Source organism: Trichocoleus sp. ST-U1 (assembly GCF_039961835.1).
GTDB lineage: Bacteria > Cyanobacteriota > Cyanobacteriia > Cyanobacteriales > FACHB-T130 > FACHB-T130.
In genome coordinates this window covers 1-19,033 of sequence record NZ_JAMPJZ010000094.1, presented here as the reverse complement: position 1 = coordinate 19,033, position 19,033 = coordinate 1, and the positions used below count along the sequence as shown (strand labels likewise).

The following is a 19,033-nucleotide window of genomic DNA, read 5'->3' as shown; positions in this document are numbered from 1 at the left end:
TTTTGCTTTAGGAAATTTTCATAAAGCTGGCTATTTTTGCTTTGGTTTTTATAGGCTGCTTGTTGAATTCATTGCAACTGAAGCCTTTTTGAGACCTGCCTCAACTTTGCATTTTTTAACTTTCGACAGGTAGCAGGATTAATATTCGACCATTCAGCAGCAAACCTGATTTTTTAGACAAAGCAGGCTAGTGGTTAATCATTTTTCGTCAAAAGCAGATGTGGCAGTGTAAAAATAATTATTAATTTGTAAAAATATTTGTGTATTTATTTATAGTATTTTATAGCCGAAATATACATTATGAATTGGCTCGATCATTTAAGGGTGAACAGATGGAAAGATTCTCAGGTATGGGAATATTTTATAAATATTGTTTTTTATAGCTAATTGTTCATTGATTAGCAATCTTGCCATTAGCTGTCCCAAATTAGTTGCAGATGAATTGAGAAGTGGGATACATCTGTAAGGACATGGCAGTCAAAAAGTCCCTACCGAACGTTAGAGCTGCACTATATTCCACCCAACTGACAAACGCTCTAAATTTCTCAAGCAAGCGATCGCTTGGCTGAGTGCAATACTCATGATTGTTAACCTCTCCCAAACGAAAAGCTCCTCCCGTTGAGTTACAGGAGAAGCTTTTCAGAAGACTTAAATTTTGACAGACTTTAGGCTTGAACCATGCCACCAGCAGCTTGAAAACGAGCGCGGGCGCGTCTGAGGGCTTGAGTTGCCTGAATTTGCTCTTGACGGGAACCACCACCCTCAACCTGATTAAGCCTCGCCTCAGCTTCGGTATAAGCAGCACGGGCTTGTTCCCGATCGATTTTGTCGCCGCGCTCGGCACCGTTAACCAGAATGGTTACTTCATTCTCATCCACTTCTGCAAAGCCACCCATGAGGGCGATGGGCACCCAATCTTTACCAGAACGGACACGCATGACACCGATATCCAGGGCTGTCAATAAAGGAGCATGACCGCTGAGGATACCGAGTTGACCTGTAGTGCTAGGCAGAATTACTTCTTCAGCACTAGAATCCCAGACAGTTCTGTCGGGAGAAACAACGCGAACAGTTAAAGCCATAATTTGTGAGTTGTCAGTTGTTAGTTGGTCATTGGTCATTGGTCATTAGTCATTAGCCAGTGAAAAAAGGCTAATGACTAATGGCAAATGCCTATGGACTAGCTTTTGATTTTTTCAGCTTTAGCGATCGCTTCTTCAATATTGCCGACCATGTAGAAAGCCTGCTCTGGCAATGAATCCAGCTCTCCAGACAGAATCTTCTTGAAACCGTTGATTGTTTCTTGCAGATTCACGTATTTCCCTGGAGATCCGGTGAAGACTTCTGCCACGAAGAACGGCTGAGACAAGAAACGCTCAATTTTACGCGCACGAGCCACCGTCAAGCGGTCATCTTCAGACAATTCATCCAGACCCAGAATGGCGATGATGTCTTGCAGCTCTTTGTAGCGCTGTAGCGTTGCCTGAACTTCACGAGCAATCGCGTAGTGTTCCTCACCAACAACACTGGGTTGCAACATGGTGGAAGTGGAATCTAGCGGGTCAACAGCGGGATAAATTCCCTTCGCTGCTAAGCCACGAGACAACACAGTGGTTCCGTCCAAGTGAGCAAAGGTGGTTGCTGGCGCGGGGTCGGTCAAGTCGTCGGCTGGTACGTAGACGGCCTGAATTGAGGTAATCGAACCTTCGGTGGTGGAGGTGATTCGCTCTTGCAGGTCGCCCATATCTGTTGCCAGAGTCGGCTGATATCCCACAGCAGAAGGCATCCGTCCCAGTAGCGCTGATACTTCCGAACCCGCTTGCACAAACCGGAAGATGTTGTCGATAAACAGCAGCACGTCTTGCTTACTGACATCGCGGAAATACTCAGCCATTGTCAGTGCGGCTAAGCCTACGCGCATTCTCGCTCCGGGTGGCTCGTTCATCTGACCGTAGACTAGAGCGATTTTCGATTCGCTGAGGTTATCTTCTTTGATAACCCCAGATTCTTTCATTTCGTTATAGAGGTCATTTCCCTCGCGGGTACGCTCTCCCACACCGCCGAACACAGACACACCACCGTGATTGATCGCGATGTTGTTGATCAGTTCCATCATAATGACGGTTTTACCAACACCAGCACCGCCGAATAAACCAATCTTGCCACCACGGCGATAAGGAGCCAGCAGGTCTAACACCTTGATTCCGGTTTCAAACACCGATGGCTTCGTTTCCAAGTCAGTGAACTTGGGAGCCGGACGGTGGATGGGGAAGGTTTCTTCAGTATTGACTGGCCCTTTATTGTCTACGGGTTCGCCAAGAACGTTGAAAATCCGACCCAGAGTGGCAGGGCCAACGGGTACGGTAATGGCAGCGCCGGTGTCTACTACTTCCATGCCGCGCACCAAACCATCGGTGGAACTCATGGAAACAGCACGCACTTGGTTGTCACCCAAAAGTTGCTGCACTTCGCAGGTTACGGACACGTCCTGTCCGGCTTCGTTTTTGCCTTCAACTTTTAAGGCATTGTAAATCTGCGGCATTTTGCCGCTGGGAAACTCCGCATCGATAACGGGACCGATGATTTGGGTAATACGCCCTACGTTTGTCTTGTCTGTGGTGGCTACCATGCTTGTGCCTATGTTGTGAATCTATCTGTATAGATACGGGAAAACAGTCTTAACATTTAGCAATGCCATTTTCCAGAGTACCACTGAAAGGATGCCGAATCTGTCTGGCGGCTTGAGTTGATCCCCATATAGGAATATAGGATGCGATCGGGCTCATGCGAAGCGAGGCGTTAGCCTAGCGCAGAAAAAGTCAGTTTGCTCTTTTATGTCCTGAATCGAGACAGTGCCTTATCATCTTTGGGTTTCTGCTAGTGGCGGACATTGCTCTAATTGTTGAATCAGTAACCAGATGACGGCACCAAGAGCCAGTTAGTAGCCATAAAAAAATGGCTGTGCCTCCTGAAAGACACAGCACTATCAAAAATTATGCTTCGGATCTAAGGTCTTACTCTTGTGCCTGAGATAGGCAAACCACCTAAACTATCTTTGCCATCCCAGCCAAATTAAGCTTTTAGTGCTTTTTGCTTGTGGCGACGGCTCATCAAAGTCATACCACCGACACTCAGCAAGCCGAGCATTAAGCTGGGTTCCGGAACATCCTGCGGAGGCGCTACGACTCCCACAGACTTACCTTTAATGAACACAGCGGAATCGAATGAAGTATCTCCTACATCCTTAATCTTGATGCTAAGAGTGTTCTTGGCGTTTTTGTTGAGCAAACCTTCAAACGTCAAGGTTTTGGTGTAACCATCTAACTCAGTACCAAGACTCCCTAGGGGATTGTTAATGTAGTCGGCATGATAAGGACCAGCCGCATTGGGAACAAGGTTGTTAATCGTGACGGTTTTGCCATCGGTCAACTTCGCTAGGTTGACGCCATTGAGCAACAGTTCAAAAGAGTCGTTGTACGCAGAACCACCGTACTCTACGAACTCTTCCGAGCCAAACACATACTGGAAGAACAGCTTCTCTACTGAAGCGCCAGCATCAAAGCTAATATCGAGCTGAGCCAACGTTCCGGCACCTGAAGTATTTGACGCATCATTAGGACCGACTACATCGGTGACATTTCCAGTACTTAAGACGATGCCGTTTTTCAAACCGAAGGGGTCGTCACTGAAAAGACCAAAAGCAGTAGCATTGCCTATGGTATTGACAGAAAAGTTACTCAATCCAGTCGTATCACCCAACAGGGCTTGCAGCAGAGCATTTGTATTGTTGTTTGGAGTTACTGAGAACGCCATTGCTGAATTCCCAAACATGGTCAGGGCAGCAGTAACACCAATGGCGGCTGAAGCAGAGATTTTAGCAAAAAGATTCATAGTCCGTCTCACACAAGATTCAAATGTTGACAGTGAAAATACCCTGGTGTGCGATCGCAGCTTTTCTATTAACAGAAGCTGCAAATACTTATTAGGAACTTCAGTATTTAATCGGCCTTGCGTTCCAGTGCAAATTTATTTCTGTATCTACTGTGTCATCCGGAAAAGCGCGTTGCCAGTAGGATTGCCTAAAATTCATCAAAAAAACATACCCTTAGCCGGTAGAAATTTAGACGGCTAGTAGCTAGTGATAGGCAAATTGCTTACGCTGCAACTATTTCATCTGTCCTAAGGCTTACCTTTACTAAAGCTTAAAGTATGAAATTTCCGTAAAGGCTAGTCCTTATTCCTGATATTTCTTCAGTATCAAGATAAGTATTTATTTGATCCCAGATGTCAATCAGTAAATTCCTAGAAAATGAGAAAAAAGGCTCTGTAGAATTTACTTAGGTTTTAATCTTGCTTTTATCTTTCAGTCATCAAGGCATGAAACGTGCGTTCCATCTAGCAGAGAGTCATCAATCGCTTATTGGTCGCTTTACAGAAAACTTACAATCAGAAAATCAACTGTAAGGGAAAATATTTGCCGAATGTCCTATCAAATCAAGCTTTAACACTAATTCTTCACGAAACACTAAATGAAGATTTGATAAAGCTTAAAATTGCAGAGTACGTGAAATTACTTAAGCATTATTACGTAAAAAATAGGTTCTAATTGCTCACAATGTCTCCGTAAGACCTTGGCTTCATCGTTAGGCGATCGCTTGTAAGGCATTCTTAGGCAGGACGCAATCGCACCTTTGAGTGAGGCAAGTGAATTCAGAGCGATCGCTTGATAATAGACACTCTCACTCCGAGTGTCGTATCATCTTTGGGTTCCTACCAGCGCTAGCGATCGCCCTAATCGTTGAATCAGTATCAAGATGACGGCACCAAGAGCCAGTGAGTAGCCATAAAAAAAGCTGTGCCTCCTAAAAGACACAGCTAGCTAGCAGTCAAAATTGGGTTTTGCGTTAAAGGTCGTACTCTTATGCCTAAGATAGGCACTCAACCACCTGAACTATCTTTGCCATCCCAGCCGGATTAAGCCTTCAGTGCTTTTTGCTTGTGGCGACGGCTCATCAAGGTCATACCACCAACGCTCAGCAAGCCAAGCATTAAGCTGGGTTCAGGAACATCCTTCGGAGGCGCTACGACTCCCACAGATTTCCCTTTGATGAACACTGCGGAATCGTATATACCATCACCGACATCCTTAATCTTGATGCTGAGAGTGTTCGTAGCGTTTTTGTTCACTAAACCTTCAAAGGTCAAGGTTTTAGTGTAGCCATCTAATTGAGTGCTAGCGCTCCCTTGGGGATTGTTAATGTAGTCGGCGTGATAAGGACCGTTGGGATTGGGAACAAGGTTGTTAATCGTGACGGTTTTGCCATCGTTCAACTTCGCTAGGTTGACGCCATTGAGCAGAAGTTCAAAAGAGTCGTTGAACGAGGAGCCACCCCACTCTACGAACTCTTCCGAGCCGAAGACATATTGGAAGAACAGCTTGTCTACGGTCGCGCCAGCGTCAAAGCTGATATCCAGTTGAGCCAAGTCACCAGCACTGCCACCGCTTCCCAAATCCGTACCCTTCGATGAAGTATTATTGGGACCGACTACATCGATGACTTTTCCGGTACTTAAAACAATACCCTGATTCAAACCGAAGGGGTCGTCACTGAAAAGACCAAAAGCCGCAGCATTGCCTGTGGCATTGATCGAAAAGTTACTCAGTCCCGTCGTGTCACCCAACAAAGCATTCAGCAAACTATTCGTATTGCTGTTTTGAGTCACTGTGAATGCCATTGCTGAATTCCCAAGCAAAGCGAGAGCAGCAGTAACACTAACGGCGGTTGAGGCAGCGATTTTAGCAAGAAGATTCATGGTTTGTCTCACACAAGTTAGAGTTGGCAGTAAAAATTGACTGGGGTGAAGATGGCAGTTTTTCTATTTATGGAAGCTGCAAATAAGTAGGAACTTATAGTAGTTAACTAACCTTGGCTTCCCCGGATTTCTTTTCTGTATCTAATTTGTCATCCTCAAAAAGAAATTGCTAGTCCGTTTGTCTAATATTCATCAAAAAAATATGCACGTAGGTAGTTACGTTGCGGATTGCTTAACTATGTTTATCTACGCCAAATAGCTTATGGAGTAAGCTATCTATTCATAAATAAACTTATTTTTGCAAGCAAGCGTATACAAAGTTCCAGTAAAGAGAAAATGTTTGCCAAAACATTCCCCCCCTTTCTTTAGGAAGTAGTTATTTTTAGCAAAATCCAAGGGCGTAAATTTTCGGATTATTCAGTAAAAACACGCTATAGAAAACTTAAACAATTCAATTTCTATCTTTTCTGGAGGCATTCAAAAATCTAAATTACTTACGCATTACGGATGCCACCATTAATGTTTATTTGTTGTTTTATGCCAAAAATTACATAAAACAAGTTAACAGCTATAAGGAAGAATCTGTCCCAGGCCTTACTCAATAAAGCTTTGAGACAAATTAAAAGCTTAAAGACGAGAGACCATTTATGTGAAACTTCAGCTTTGCTTTTAAGTGAAATTAAGTAAGTAAGATTTCTAATGCCAGGAATTTGTCCGGAATACATTCGCTTCATCGTAGGGCGATCGCTTGTAAGGCATTTTAGGCAAGACGCGATCGCACTGGTGAATGAGCCTCTAGCGCGATAGCGAAGCGCTGACTTGTCAGTTCGCACCTTTGGGTGAGGCAAGTGAATTCAGAGCGATCGCTCCTTTGTGTCCTCAATCAAGAGAGAGTACCGTATCGTTTGTGGATTTCTGCCAGTGGCGGATATTGCCCTCATCGTTGAATCAGTAACGAGATGACGGCACCAAGAGCAAGTTAATAGCCGTAAAAAAATCGCTGTGCCTTCAACGCTCGACAAGCCAAGGATTAAGCTGGGTTCAAGAACATCCTTCGGAGGCTGTACGATTCCCAGAGACTTCCCCTTAATACAGCGGAAGGCAATACACGCTGCGATCGCTATCCTTCATGCAGCGATGGATGCGATCGCTCTGGTAGAGACACTCGAATTCAACATCCCTTATCAAAAAAACTGCCGTGCCTCCGGATGGAAGACACAGCAGTTCTCAATATTGGTTTTAGATTCACTTGGGCCTGTTTTCCTAAACTTTGTTTTACTGTTGTTTCCGCAATAGCCACGAAATGGAACCTAACGCACCAAACGCTAACAGACCCAATCCAAAAGAGGATTCAGGAACAACCGCAACTGTACGGGATGCCAGACGAAACTCAGCCATGCCAAACCCATGAGCAGCACCGTTCGAGAGGTCAGTAATTTTGATGGTGGAAAGGAAATCTCCCTCAGTGGCGTAGAACCCAAAATACTTAGCACCTGACAAACCACTGACTTTCTGCAACAGGGTGGTCGAGGTACCATTCATACCCGTTACGGCGATGTCGAATAAGCCAAAGAGGTTTGGCTCCACATATAAATCAAATGCACTAATACCGCCAGGCAGTGTAATCGTCGTGGTTAAGACATTCCAGCCGCTAAAATATACCTCCCCGGTGTAGCCATGACTCCAGGTTGTCCAACCGGAATTAATATTTATTTTCTGAACCTGGGGGCTGAAGGTCAAATTGCCCAACGGCGACGAGAGAGTCGAGAGAATCGAAAACTCTGGTAGGGAACTATTTTCTACCTGAACCATATTGAAACCCAGCTTAGATAGGGCATTTGACCCTGTTGCCCATGACGCTGAATCATCCACTGCGAGAATTGCCGCTTTGAGGGGGGGTGCATTCGCGCACATCCCTCCCACGGAGAAACAGGCTACTCCAGCAGCAGTCATAGATAGTTTTTTCATAAAACTCAAGGCACTCATAAAACTTTTTTCTAAAAAAGTGAATATTGACTGTATAGGTTGCCCGTTCGAATTGAGGGAATCTTGAGGATTTCGTGGCGATCGCAAGCCCAAGCACCGGCAATGATGACTAATGAGGATTTCGGTTACTCTCAGATAGAATCAATCGCTACAGAAGAATTTTGAAGGTTTTGTGTCAACCGTTCGTCAAAGCCGCTCTGGATATAACTTTTTACAACTTCGTGCCTATACAGTTAAATGTTGATAACCGTATATTCTCTGACGTGCCAATATCACTGTTGTTTCAATAAAACCTACAAATCTCCTTGTGTCTTTGTATACTTTTAAAAATCAAAATTTTGTTGTACATATTTCTGTGCAAAGTCTGGCATATTTTTTGAATAGATTACCAGTACCTTTCGATAATCTTTATTGAAACAATATATTAAAATCGCTAATTTGAATCAAAATCGGAAGCCGAAATCAGCCCTCAGACTGAATTTATATGACTCGGTTAATGCTAGTTCGTAAAAAATTATACGAAGGCTTCATGAATTTTTAATAAAGGCTCGCTGTTGAGAATAGGAGTTTAATAGCCTTTCAGCGCGATCGCCCTGCAACTTTACTTTCTAGAGGCGATCGCATCGGGTTTTAGGGATGCAGAACGCTGATTTGGCGCTGATTTGGCGCTTTTTCGGCTCGCGCCGTGCAGATACTCCCCAATCCGCCATAAACTACGCAAAGTCGTTATTGGATATCCCCCACCCCCCCTTAAATAATAGGCTTTGACGCAATTTTCTCCTTTGAAAAAGAGGTTTGGGGAGAGCAGCCAAATCATCGCGGCATAGGCTAACTGCAAAGTAGCTGCTTTGCAGCTAGGGTGTTGGATGTAACGTGAAGTAGCAAATAGTATTGCCCAATACACCTCTCATCTCTGGTAACAATTGCGATGCCTTCCAAGGAAGATCCGGCAATTGCTAATTTTTCCTTGCAGTTAGTTAAGGATGTTTATCCGTAGCTTTCTGTTCCCATTTTCGCTTCAGCATTTCATTGTGATTATTAGCACTAATCACCCATCCCCTGAATGCAGAATCTGGTTCTCCAGACACTTCCTAAACCTGTGGATTCCACGTCATCCCATTTTGAACTTTAGATTTGGGATTATTGATTTGGAAATGCCGCTTGATAGGCAGTTTCAGAGATTCAAACCATACAAGGGTCGCACCAAATATATGACTTTCCCACATGGTTGCTACCTAGCCATTTGAAAAGCTACTGTACGATTTGTAACTGAAATTTTTCCCTTTTTTAGTCCTACATAAACTTATATGGAATTTCCCGTTTATAAATTGGGGAGAAGCAATATGCTCTTAGCATTCGCTTTTTGACAAAATTTTTATCTAGATAGGCGAAATCGACAGGTTGGGCTATGCCAACCTGCCTAACAAAGAAGCTAATTTTTTAGGGATGTTTGCGCTTGCGGATAGCACCCGCACCAACAGCACCAAACGCCAATAGAGCGATCGCACTCGAAGGTTCGGGGACGTGTTCAACAGTCACATCAAAAGAACTGAAAGCAAATCCACCGTCGCCATCAGAGACTCTCAAGCCAACGGTATAAGTCCCGCTATTGCTAAAAGCCCACTGCCCCGTAGTGCCCGTGAAGTCATCAAAAACGCCATCATTATTGATGTCCCAGTCAAAGCTGAGCAGATCCTGGACGCCCGGATCGGTTGCGGTAGCAGCAAAATCAAACTTCTGGTTTTCTAAAACCGTGAGGGCTGAGGTGATGCTAGTAATGGTGGGGGCAACGTTCTCAACCGTCACGTTAAAACCACCGTAAGCATACCCGCCATCGCCATCTGAGACTTGCAACCCGATGGGGTTGAAACCTTCATCGGCAAAGGAAGATTGCCCGTTGGGTCCAATGAAGTTATCAAACAGGCCGTTGTTATCTAAGTCCCAATTGTAGGTGAGAACATCATAGATTCCCGGATCGGTTGCGGTGCCATCAAAATTAAAGCGATCGCCTTCTTTAATGGTTAAATTTGGGGTCAGGCTAGTGATGGTGGGGGCAACATTCAGAACTGTCAGCGTTCGAGTGACGGGCACACTATTCTCACCTCGACTATCCTGTGCTTGCGCCGTTAAGGCAAAACTTCCCTCATCTGCATAAGTCCCTAAGGGTACGGACAATGCACGGACTCCTGAAGTATTTGGATCGCTACCAACGACATTCCCATTTAGCAAGAAGGCGATCGAGTCGGGATCGGGATCGGTCGCATACAGTATCGGCGATACCGATTGACCCTCATAAATTGTGTAATTGTCGAAACTTAGAACCGGCGCGATGTTTGGAGGTGGGGGCGGTGGCGGTGGTGGCGGTGGTGGCGGTGGTGGTGGCGGTGGTGGCGGTGGTGGCGGTGGTGGTGGCGGTGGTTCTAAGGGCTTCACTGGATCGGCGGTGGTGCCGCTATCCGTATCGGCGATAAACCGCATTGTCCCGTTAAATCCGCCGTTCCAGGACATCGAAAGTGCCCCAAATAAGTCGCCTCTTGAAATGTCAATCGGAACTGAGTAGGCATAGGCAGAGGGAGATTGCCCTGATAGTACCTGGAACTCCCAACCCTCTGCTGACCCAGGCGTATTCTGGGGACCATTTAAATAAGGATAAGTATCAAAAACGGCATTTCCAGGAATTGCATTGATTAGCAGCGAGGCAATAGGGCTGACGCCGGAGTGGGTCAATCTCCAGCCGTATGCACCATAGGCTGGATCGTAACCGTATGTATTACCCGCTTGGGTGAGAGACCAGCCATTTCCAAATGCTCCTCCCGAAATAGAATCTGTCACCCCCCAAGTTGCCGTTTGGGAGGTTCCATCCAGGAAACCAACTGTAATCTGCATCCCGCTCATCATGTTTCCGGTCGTTGCATAACCGGAGAGAGTGGTTGCTAGGGAGGGTGCGGCTGTTCCCAAAGCGATAAAGGTGGTCGCGACACCGGCTGATAGATGTTTCCACAAAGAGGTAGTCATTAAACCGGCTCATCCTCAAAAGTAGATATTATTAATGCTGCAACGGGTTTTATCGATGCCCCGATCAACCGACTCCTGAAAAGCTCTTTTTTTGTGGAAAAAGAGTTTTAAATGCTGGAGTGATTCTCTTTTTATTGTTAAAGGCAACCCATAAATTTCCTATCCACCCACAGCAGTAAAAACAGCCAATCCGTTTAAGTTTGGCTTTAGAGAGAGGATTAAGTTAGATGACAAATTAGACCAATTCGCCCTAAGTTTGCATGAAAACTTAGTTCGCTCTTAGGAGACAGGAGAGCATAAAAGCCTGAGAAAGAAGCCGATTTATTTTAGTTTCAAGAAATAAAAATAGGATTAAAAACTTGGTGAAGGCTTTAATAGGATGAGTGCCCCCCTCCCGCAGAAGCGAACTGACTCTTTCAGCGCTAGGCTAACGCCTCGCTTCGCTAACGCGATCGCATTGAGCGCATTCAGGAGCGATCGCTATTATGTATCCCCAGGCTCCGCATCTGCTTTGACCCGCCGGATGGGCAAATTGGCAATCAATGCCGTCGCCCGTTGGTTACTTTCTAGAGAAAACTCCAACCCCTCTGCCTCGATTTCGACATAGCGAGAGACGACTTCCAGGATTTCCTTCCGCATTGACTCCACCATCTCTGGTGTTAAATCAGCTCGATCGTGGGCAATGACCAGTTGCAGGCGGCGCTTGACTTCCGCGCGGCTGTTGTCAGCACTAATGCGAGGAAAAAGTCGTTCTAAAAGTTCGCTAATCATGGATCGGGCAGATGTGAAGGTTAGATAATCTTAGACCACAATAATTTTCGGATGCGAGAAAAGAAGTTGTCATTCCCAGCATCCAAATTCAGAAACTCAATTGGCTCCCCTTCTAGGCGGCGGGCAATGTTGAAAAATGCCGTTCCCGGTAGGGTGGGATTTTCAGCCAGTACCAGAGGTTCGCCCCGATTTGTGGAGACAATGACCCGCTCATCGTCAGGAATCACACCAATTAAAGGAATGGCGAGAAGTTCCTGCACATCTTCTACCGACATCATGTCATTGGCTTGCACCATTGCCGGTCGAATGCGGTTGACGATCAGGTGGGCACGCTTAATGTTTTGGGCTTCTAGTAAGCCGACAACCCGGTCAGCATCCCGCACCGCGGCAATTTCTGGCGTTGTCACAATCAAGGCTTCCTGGGCGGCAGCGATCGCATTCTTGAAGCCCATCTCAATCCCCGCCGGAGAGTCAATCAAGACATATTCGTACTTCGCAGCTAATTCATTAACCAGCTGTTTCATCTGATCTGGGCTGATTGACTCCTTGGTTCGGGTTTGGGCAGCGGGTAATAATACCAGTCCCGGTTGCCGTTTATCTTTCACCAACGCTTGATCTAACCGACATTCGCCTGCCAGGACTTCAACCGCCGTGTAGACAATCCGATTTTCCAGCCCCAGCAGCAAATCCAAATTTCTCAAGCCAAAATCCGCATCGACTAGAGCAACTTGACGCCCCGCCCTAGCTAAAGCCATACCTAAATTTGCCGTTACGGTGGTTTTCCCCACCCCTCCTTTGCCGGAGGAAATCACAATAATGCGACTCATGTTGAAAAGTTCTTAGCTTCGTTTTAGTGCGTGAATGTATAGGGGCGAGTTTAATCGAATTGTCTATTCTCCCACAGCTATGCCTAGTAAATTCGCCCTTGAGAGAGTTTTGATTTTGGCGTTTTAAATTAGGTCAATCAATTATTTTTGAGTTTTTTTGTTTTGAGTTCAGTATATACTTACTCCTCAAAAATAATAACGCCTTAACTTAAAACTAGCGCCAAACTGAGGGCAGGCACCAAGTAGACATCGCCCTTACAACCCCTACAGAACTTATCACTCGCCCTAGATTGCCTCTTTAACGTCCAACCCCCATCGATAAAGACTGGGTTTTAGAAAAATCAGTCGTTCTAGCGATCCGAATTCCTTCCGGCGTTACGTAGGCAACCTCCGGATAAAATTGAGCGGGTGGATTTTCCGGTGCCCTCGCCAGATAATCAGCGATTCGCAGCTGGGTGGGTTCCATCTGTAGCGCCATAATTAAACACTCTTGATTGCCCTCAGCACCAGCATGAGCAATCCCGCGCAGACGTCCCCACACTAAGATATCGCCGGATGCGATGATGCTACCACCCGGATTTACTTCTCCTAGGATAATGACAGTACCGGGATGACGAATTTCCACTCCCGAACGCACAGTCGTTTGCAGATAGAGGGGTTCTGCTAATAAAGTCGTTGGCGGCGAAGGCGGTTGATTGAGAGGGGAAACTGGGGGTGCTTGTTCCACCGAGTAACCGGCAGCAGCAGCAGCAACAGCGGTTTGACGGCGACTGGTATAGACACGCTTGAGTTGTAGCCGATCTTCGGCAAGGGCATCTGCGATCGCTTGCAGCTGGCGTCCATCTAATAAGCGATCTTTTGCCACCAAATGCACCTCTGTATTCGGCTGCCAGAAGCGTTCACCGGCATTGAGGCGCTGCTTCAGCTGTTGCCAAAGGTCAGACCAGCTAGCCGTGGTGGGTGTCTCCGCTTCTGGGGGCAAAATTAATGTCAGCCACCTCTGGTCGCTTTTGATGCGGACTTGTTCGTGGCAATTTACTTCCCCTGTATTTTCGGGAACAACTGAAACAGCGATTGGAACGGACGAATCAGAAGTCATGGACGAAAAGCCTGACCTGGGCGGATTGACTAATTATCCATGATATAGGCAAGCGGCATCAGGGCAAGGAGACAAGAGGGCAACCGGAGAACTTCTTATCCCTCAACCTTCAACCTTTCTAATGACTAACGATGCTAACTCAGACGCCGATAAACCGTGGCTAATCCATCCGTATCCCCCACATTGCCGGGAAACAATACCACGGGCAAATTCGGAAATTGGGGATGATTCTCTGGAGTCCGTACCATCGAACATCCGGCCAAAATTTGACCGAGTAACCGCGCTGAGGTTAACGCCAAACCTGTACTCAGAACATCATTAGAAGTAATGCCGCCTTTGCTGATGAGAAACCCAATATTTGCAGGTAAACCCTGTACGATATCCATCAACAAAGCAGAAACATCTTCCCCAAACAGTAACCGCGTTTGCACATCCTTAAAAGTAAGTTCTTTGCGGCTAGTGTAAACTACAGGCGTTTTCCCCGAATTGTACGCTGCGTGAACCTTTTCCAGTGTTTCATTGAGGAGACTTTCTAACGCAGTGACAGAATCATCAAGTAAACGTTCAATCTCTACTTCAATGCCAACCGTACCTGGTTCTTTTAGCAGTTGTTCTAGCTGTTGTGTCGTCTTTTTGACATGAGAACCGACAATCACTGCGCCCGGTTTGCCTTCCCGCACATATTGCGCCATATCTTCTGCGGCTACAGGTTGCGGAGGCAAAGCAGCCAAGGCGGTTAAGATACTGGCAGCACTGCGAAATAGGAAGCGTTTTCCCTGACTGGCTGCTGCTAGAATATCTTCTGCAAAGCGGTTTAAATCTGCTTGAATTTCCCCATCTACGACGCCGCACCGATTGCTACTGAGGTTCATCAGCCGTTCCAAACTTCCAGCCCGAATATCTGCAAGTAAAAAGCGTTCTACTTCGTTAGCTGGAATTCTACCCTTTGTCTTTTCTTCCACATAATCAGGCAAATAACTATGGTGGTAGCCAAAGACTGAATCGCGGGCAAACTCAGTTTCATGAACGGGTGTAGGAACGCCATCAATTATCAGATAATGTACGCTATCGCGGGTCACTCGTCCCCCCTCGAAGAAGGCAGGAACCAGGAAATGAGCATCAAAGGAACCCAATTCTTCGGCAATTACATCCGTTTCGACTGGGTAATGTCCGCGCAGAGTGGAGTCAGAACGACTGACAATTAGAAAATCATCGGTGTTTGATTGGGTAATGGCTTGCTTCAAGTTGTGACAAGCTTCTCTAGTAACCTTTGCCGCTTCTTCTGGAGTCAGCGCCCTCGTATTCGTCAGTACAAAGAAAATCGGTGACTCGTCCGCCAACCCCAACCGCAAGGTATCTACATCCCAGCGCGTCAGCAGCAAGCAGCCGTGAACCGTCTGAGAACCAGTAGGGTCATCATCGAGGACAATAATTTTTGGTTTGGTTGTCATGCTAAATCTCTAGCGACTCCTAGCGAGAAAGCGATCGCAGCTATACAGACTAAACCTGCCATCGTTTACCCTTGAGTAGAGTTTAGGGCAGGTTTTCAATCTAATTGGTTGAGTCCGCGCAGGCGGACTTTGTTTGTGTAACCGCGAATTCTATTCGCCGGGTCTATTGGTTTTAAAGTTGATTCTGTATTTTCTCATCTCTTCCTGTACGCTGACGCCAATCTGCAACCCCACCCCATAAGGATAGTCATGCTTGGCTTGAACGTAAAGATAGCCTCTGATGGCATCTTTAATATTTTCAATTGCTTCGTCCAATGTCTTATCTTGACTTAAACAGCCAGGAAGTTCAGGAACTTCTGCGATATACTCTTGATACTCTGGATTAAAGGTTAAAATTACTTAAATTTTTATAGTTTTATTATTGTTCGCTTTTAATATTTTATTAAGTTTTCGTGCGTTCGCATTACCAATTTATTCCCTCCGAACATAGGTCAGCTTTTTTTCTTGACCCATCACCTTGTTTGATTAACTCTTCTAAATGTTTTTTCCATTCACAATCTAGTAAATCTACATATTCTTCCTGCAACAAATTCATTCCAGATGTTTGAGGATTTAAACGCGCGCCTTTAAATTTTGGGTTATTTTTAAGGTCAGTTGTTTTTAAAGGTCTATCATAATCAACAACTTCTATCCACTCAATATCAACAGTAAAATCATTATATTTTTTCTTGTTATAAGCTTCACTAAGTTTACTATAATTGTTATCATTGCGGCATAACTGATATCTAGCAGGAATCACTAAGCCATAGGCAAAAAAACCACGAGGTTCTTTGCCTACTCGCTTAAAATAAGCCCGATCGCCTACTTCAATAATTCCAATCTTTGCACACGTCCAAGTAACAATAAAAGATTGACCTTCTGCAAAGGATTTTTTAGCTCTGCATATATCAGGTCTAGGGTTATGTTCAGGATCGCTATCCCAACCTGGCTTGGATAAAAAAAATCGCGTTATCATCTGTTTACCTCTGCTAGCTCTTTGGTAAATCTAATATATACCCCCACCTAATAATTCAGGCAGGGGTATTAAATCTAGCTTAATGCACTAACTCAATCGCACGTTTTGTTAATGCTTCAGCCGTCAAACCATTAAATGCCATCAATTCACCCGCACTAGCAGTCGTTTCACCACGCTTCCAGGCGAAGGTGTCGCGCTTGCAGTTACTCCGAAGCATGATGGGTTCTAGCATCCCAGAAGCGCCACCCGTGACGCCAACTAAGGCATCACCATTAAATAGCTTGGCAAAGCCAGCATCGTCCAAAAAGTCGCCATCGGATTCGGAACAGGTATCCCAGGAGACATCATGGGGACGATACAAGCGGCGGGGATTAACAATCGAGACAATCCGCGCGCCAATTCCTTCGGTTTCTAAAAACGCAGCGGCTTCAAAGACTGGCATCAGCGTCATATCGCCAATCACGGCAAACACCACCATCTTGTCACCGGGGATTTCATGCAGCACAATGGCACCGTCGCGCAACCCTTGGCGAGTTTGTTCAAAAGTCGTGCGAATCGGTAGGGGAGATTTACTCGCAGTAATGACAATTCCCTTATTCTTCGTTGTCAGCGCCCAGTCGTAGCAGACTTGGATACTATTGGCATCGGGAGGGAACAGAGGGAAAACATTGCCATTCCGCATCATGGCAGCGAAATAGGCTTCAATTTCCGGACGTTGGTGCGTCCAACCGTTACGCCCTTGTTCCAATGCTCCAGCAGTGTATAAGGTAATCGTAGAGGGCGTGGGACGCCGCAATTCCGCCATCGCTTGCGTTACGGTTTGCCAAATCGGTAAGCCGTTGATGGCAAAGGATTCGTAGGAACACCAGAGAGTTCTAGCACCCATGAGGGATAAGCCAACCGCTAACCCAGCACAAGCGTCTTCACTCAGGGGTTCGTAAACTTGTCCTTGGGGTGTTTGATTGTAGAGATCGTCCACCGTGGGGTGGATAATCTTCAGGGCTTGGTTAATATTGGCAATGCCAGAAGCTTCGTTGCCATCAGCGTTGGTAACGAGGAAATTGCGATCGCTTTCTCCGACTTTCCCCACCAAACGCCCCATCGCTGTCGTTGACACCTTTGCCTCGCCACCGACAGAATATTCTTCCAAGGGCAATTCACCCAAGTCTGGCAACGGTAACTCAAATTCTGTCACAACGGTCTTAGAAGCAGGGCCACCACCGGCGCGTTCGCAATTCGTCCGCACCAATTCCCACGCCGCAGAGGATAAGGCGCGTGCTTTCAAAGCGTTGGAGATGTGGGCACTATCCAGGGTGTCTTTAGGATAGAGGTTGTGGGATTTTGCACCTTTGGCGTGGACACCCGCACCCTTGAGCTGTTTAATAATCAGTACGGTGAGTTTGCCGCCGAGTGCAGATTTCGCTGCTTTATCTACTGCCAGTAGCACCGCTTTGGTGAATTCCAGACGCTTCTCGAAGGAAAAGGCTGTGCTATCAACATAATCTCCTGGCTGGTTTTGATCGTCGAAGTCTTTAGCGTTAATTAAGACAACTTCTTCAAACCCATTGCCGCGCCAGTAACCGATCATCTGTTCGTTGGATTTGGTGGACACCATGCTATGGTGTTCCTGGCTGTAGCCGTTCCAAACTAGAACGGGCAAGAAGTTTGTGACTTCGGGATAGGCGGTGTGGAAGTGTCCCATCCCACTCATAATGTAGGGTTCGCCTAAGCCTCCGTCACCGAGGGTGAAGGGGAAAAGCTTGTCGCGGTGCAGCTTTGCTGCTGCCATTGCGAAGTGTTGCCCTTGTCCCAAGGGGCCAGCGGGTGCGAGAATGCCCGGAATGTAACCGGAGAGGTGTCCTAAGAGTCCGTGTTTTTCCCGGAAGCGATCGCGCAATTGCTGCACGGTCGTGATTCCCATGTCCTCTAGCGACCGATCCAAGAACATGGCACTATAAAATCCGGGGGCGTGATGCCCGACTTCGGTGATGATATTCTTGTAACCGAGCATAACCAACGCAGCATAGGCTTCTGCTTGAGAAGCAAAACCGCCTGGGTGTCCGGATGCTTTACTTCCAGTGACTTGCAAGGTCAAATAGCGTAAAGCATCTGCATACAATAAAGTTTGGAAGACAGCAGCCGGATCGGTGGGAGATGCGATGCTTGGCTTACCTTCTTCTATGGCAGGAGATTTTCCAGCCGTCTCAAATCCTGGCAAATTCTCGCCAAAATATTGAATTCCATCGCAAAAAGCAGGCGTCGCTAACATCGCCTCTTGAGTCGGTGCGGTCATAATCTCAGATTCCTCTTGTAAATTAAGTGCGCGAGAAGCTAAAAACGTAAAATGGCGTTGGCTTCCCGTAGGGTAGGTTCGTCAGCAGTGCTAGGATTGCGCGATCGCTACTCGCACCCATCCTATTGCTCGCTCTGTTGTATGGTTATTTCAGCCGGTAGGCGCTCATCAACCCAAAAACCGTTTTCCTGAAGACATTCGTACTCCAGACGCTAAGAAGTCCGTCCTTCAGCCAACTCCTAGCCTCTTAACCCTCGATCCTACAGCCTTCTAGGTCTATAAATCTCTTTTCTTTCTCCAGTTGTGAAGATTAAAATCTTATTAGAAATTAAACTTCTACTTATCTTTGTGTGAAATTCAATCAGAGGCTAACAAATTAGAATAATTTTTTACAACTAACAGGCAATTCCGGTTGTCAGTGCGGGTATAACTCAGATAGTCCGCGATTTTTTGTAAAATGGCGATACCCCGCCCCCCCGTGGCATTCTTGCTGATCTCCTCTGGTTTTTTAAGGCGGGCTTCTAAATTAAAAGGCGGTCCTTGATCCCAAATTCGGATTTCTAAACATTCCGAAAACAAATTAACTTCAATATCAATTGGAACATCTGAAGTTTTGCCTTTGTGGGCATGACGAACTGCGTTAGTAAAGCCTTCGGCCAGAGCTAATTGGCACTGTAGCCAAACTTTTTTAGGAATCTCAGGTTGATTTAAACCTTCAAACCATGACAAAACACCATCTAACGCCTTGAGGTCGCTGGAAAC

17 protein-coding genes are annotated in these 19,033 nt (G+C 46.1%); 2 read left to right on the top strand and 15 right to left on the bottom strand.

Going from position 1 to position 19,033, the window contains the following annotated elements; all coding sequences use genetic code 11:
• Nucleotides 1-665: 665 nt before the first annotated feature.
• The 4 genes from atpC to NDA06_RS22950 form a co-directional block, all read right to left on the bottom strand.
• Nucleotides 666-1,082 carry an ATP synthase F1 subunit epsilon gene (atpC, locus tag NDA06_RS22965; RefSeq protein ID WP_190428339.1) on the bottom strand — a complete coding sequence of 139 codons (417 nt, stop codon included), beginning with the start codon at nucleotides 1,080-1,082 and terminating at the stop codon, nucleotides 666-668.
• Between the two features lie 98 nt (nucleotides 1,083-1,180).
• Nucleotides 1,181-2,629, bottom strand: coding sequence for a F0F1 ATP synthase subunit beta (gene atpD, locus NDA06_RS22960; protein ID WP_190411654.1), 1,449 nt, complete (start codon nucleotides 2,627-2,629; stop codon nucleotides 1,181-1,183).
• Between the two features lie 443 nt (nucleotides 2,630-3,072).
• The gene (locus NDA06_RS22955; RefSeq protein ID WP_348251875.1) at nucleotides 3,073-3,891 is read right to left on the bottom strand and encodes a choice-of-anchor L domain-containing protein; all 819 of its coding nucleotides are present in this window, start codon (nucleotides 3,889-3,891) and stop codon (nucleotides 3,073-3,075) included.
• Between the two features lie 1,083 nt (nucleotides 3,892-4,974).
• On the bottom strand, nucleotides 4,975-5,814 hold the full coding sequence (locus NDA06_RS22950; RefSeq protein WP_190525567.1) for a choice-of-anchor L domain-containing protein: 840 nt from the start codon (nucleotides 5,812-5,814) through the stop codon (nucleotides 4,975-4,977).
• A gap of 1,002 nt (nucleotides 5,815-6,816) precedes the next feature.
• Here NDA06_RS22950 and NDA06_RS22945 point away from each other — a divergent pair.
• Entirely contained in the window at nucleotides 6,817-7,110 is a 294-nt protein-coding gene (locus NDA06_RS22945) for a hypothetical protein (protein ID WP_190986222.1), read from the top strand.
• Here the strand turns inward: NDA06_RS22945 and NDA06_RS22940 are convergent.
• A complete protein-coding gene (locus NDA06_RS22940) occupies nucleotides 7,090-7,782 on the bottom strand; it encodes a hypothetical protein (RefSeq protein WP_199324129.1) in 693 nt (230 codons plus the stop codon). The genes NDA06_RS22945 and NDA06_RS22940 overlap by 21 nt on opposite strands.
• Nucleotides 7,783-7,839: 57 nt before the next feature.
• Between NDA06_RS22940 and NDA06_RS22935 the strand changes: the two genes are divergently transcribed.
• A complete protein-coding gene (locus NDA06_RS22935) occupies nucleotides 7,840-7,965 on the top strand; it encodes a hypothetical protein (RefSeq protein ID WP_277878416.1) in 126 nt (41 codons plus the stop codon).
• Nucleotides 7,966-8,401: 436 nt separating this feature from the next.
• Here NDA06_RS22935 and NDA06_RS22930 read toward each other — a convergent pair whose 3' ends face one another.
• The 10 genes from NDA06_RS22930 to NDA06_RS22885 all read right to left on the bottom strand — a co-directional run.
• Nucleotides 8,402-8,704, bottom strand: coding sequence for a hypothetical protein (locus tag NDA06_RS22930; RefSeq protein ID WP_190986224.1), 303 nt, complete (start codon nucleotides 8,702-8,704; stop codon nucleotides 8,402-8,404).
• 536 nt (nucleotides 8,705-9,240) lie between these two features.
• Nucleotides 9,241-10,815: a PKD domain-containing protein gene (locus tag NDA06_RS22925; RefSeq protein WP_190986225.1), complete on the bottom strand. Its 1,575-nt coding sequence runs from the start codon at nucleotides 10,813-10,815 to the stop codon at nucleotides 9,241-9,243.
• 483 nt (nucleotides 10,816-11,298) lie between these two features.
• The gene (gene minE, locus NDA06_RS22920; protein WP_190426276.1) at nucleotides 11,299-11,586 is read right to left on the bottom strand and encodes a cell division topological specificity factor MinE; all 288 of its coding nucleotides are present in this window, start codon (nucleotides 11,584-11,586) and stop codon (nucleotides 11,299-11,301) included.
• 20 nt (nucleotides 11,587-11,606) lie between these two features.
• Complete coding sequence (gene minD / locus NDA06_RS22915; RefSeq protein ID WP_190411646.1) at nucleotides 11,607-12,413, bottom strand: septum site-determining protein MinD; 807 nt, start codon at nucleotides 12,411-12,413, stop codon at nucleotides 11,607-11,609.
• A 298-nt stretch (nucleotides 12,414-12,711) separates the two neighbouring features.
• Nucleotides 12,712-13,512 (bottom strand): septum site-determining protein MinC, encoded by an 801-nt coding sequence (gene minC, locus NDA06_RS22910; protein ID WP_190986226.1) that lies wholly within the window; start codon nucleotides 13,510-13,512, stop codon nucleotides 12,712-12,714.
• 134 nt (nucleotides 13,513-13,646) lie between these two features.
• Entirely contained in the window at nucleotides 13,647-14,963 is a 1,317-nt protein-coding gene (locus tag NDA06_RS22905; RefSeq protein WP_190986227.1) for a four-carbon acid sugar kinase family protein, read from the bottom strand.
• Nucleotides 14,964-15,113: 150 nt separating this feature from the next.
• Nucleotides 15,114-15,359, bottom strand: a complete 246-nt coding sequence (locus tag NDA06_RS22900) for a type II toxin-antitoxin system HicB family antitoxin (protein ID WP_339380549.1) — start codon at nucleotides 15,357-15,359, stop codon at nucleotides 15,114-15,116.
• A 67-nt stretch (nucleotides 15,360-15,426) separates the two neighbouring features.
• Complete coding sequence (locus tag NDA06_RS22895) at nucleotides 15,427-15,978, bottom strand: hypothetical protein (RefSeq protein WP_190986228.1); 552 nt, start codon at nucleotides 15,976-15,978, stop codon at nucleotides 15,427-15,429.
• A gap of 79 nt (nucleotides 15,979-16,057) precedes the next feature.
• Nucleotides 16,058-18,271, bottom strand: coding sequence for a phosphoketolase (locus NDA06_RS22890; protein ID WP_190986229.1), 2,214 nt, complete (start codon nucleotides 18,269-18,271; stop codon nucleotides 16,058-16,060).
• Nucleotides 18,272-18,628: 357 nt separating this feature from the next.
• The coding region (locus tag NDA06_RS22885; protein WP_348251873.1) for an ATP-binding protein at nucleotides 18,629-19,033 on the bottom strand (405 nt) is incomplete at its 5' end.

Bases quoted from the DNA above. Each gene is read 5' to 3' on its own strand.
- atpC (WP_190428339.1), bottom strand. From the start codon at position 1,082: ATGGCTTTAACTGTTCGCGTTGTTTCTCCCGACAGAACTGTCTGGGAT.
- NDA06_RS22925 (WP_190986225.1), bottom strand. From the start codon at position 10,815: ATGACTACCTCTTTGTGGAAACATCTATCAGCCGGTGTCGCGACCACC.
- NDA06_RS22895 (WP_190986228.1), bottom strand. From the start codon at position 15,978: ATGATAACGCGATTTTTTTTATCCAAGCCAGGTTGGGATAGCGATCCT.
- NDA06_RS22905 (WP_190986227.1), bottom strand. From the start codon at position 14,963: ATGACAACCAAACCAAAAATTATTGTCCTCGATGATGACCCTACTGGT.
- NDA06_RS22940 (WP_199324129.1), bottom strand. From the start codon at position 7,782: ATGAAAAAACTATCTATGACTGCTGCTGGAGTAGCCTGTTTCTCCGTG.
- NDA06_RS22950 (WP_190525567.1), bottom strand. From the start codon at position 5,814: ATGAATCTTCTTGCTAAAATCGCTGCCTCAACCGCCGTTAGTGTTACT.
- atpD (WP_190411654.1), bottom strand. From the start codon at position 2,629: ATGGTAGCCACCACAGACAAGACAAACGTAGGGCGTATTACCCAAATC.
- NDA06_RS22890 (WP_190986229.1), bottom strand. From the start codon at position 18,271: ATGACCGCACCGACTCAAGAGGCGATGTTAGCGACGCCTGCTTTTTGC.
- NDA06_RS22955 (WP_348251875.1), bottom strand. From the start codon at position 3,891: ATGAATCTTTTTGCTAAAATCTCTGCTTCAGCCGCCATTGGTGTTACT.
- minC (WP_190986226.1), bottom strand. From the start codon at position 13,512: ATGACTTCTGATTCGTCCGTTCCAATCGCTGTTTCAGTTGTTCCCGAA.
- minE (WP_190426276.1), bottom strand. From the start codon at position 11,586: ATGATTAGCGAACTTTTAGAACGACTTTTTCCTCGCATTAGTGCTGAC.
- minD (WP_190411646.1), bottom strand. From the start codon at position 12,413: ATGAGTCGCATTATTGTGATTTCCTCCGGCAAAGGAGGGGTGGGGAAA.